Source organism: Hungatella sp. SL.1.14, assembly GCF_024460495.1.
In the GTDB taxonomy this organism is placed as follows: Bacteria; Bacillota; Clostridia; order Lachnospirales; family Lachnospiraceae; genus Hungatella; species Hungatella hathewayi.
The window spans coordinates 1-294 of sequence record NZ_JANFYJ010000440.1; the positions used below are offsets into that span (position 1 = coordinate 1).

At 51.7% G+C, this 294-nt stretch carries 1 pseudogene; it reads left to right on the forward strand.

Features of this window, described 5'->3' with window-relative positions:
* Positions 1–294: pseudogene (locus NE473_RS31735) on the forward strand (DUF362 domain-containing protein); the annotation flags it as partial.

Consider the following 294-nt stretch of genomic DNA (forward strand, 5'->3'; position numbering starts at 1 on the left):
GCCAAATCGCAGAAAGCAAAAGCGGCCGATCTTACGGAATCGGAAATCGAGGCTATGGTGAGGACGGCTGCATCCGATTTAAAAGACATTGTCAAAAACGGACAGACCGTGGTACTGAAGCCCAATCTGGTTCAGATGATTGTGGATTCCACAGGGGAACTGCTGGATCAGGAGGTCAATGGGGTTACGGCGGACTGGCGCGTTACAAAGGCTGTCTTAAAAATGGTAAGGGAGTTAAATCCGGATGGAAAGGTCTATATCATGGAGGGCTCGGCGACAGGGCCGACCCGAGAG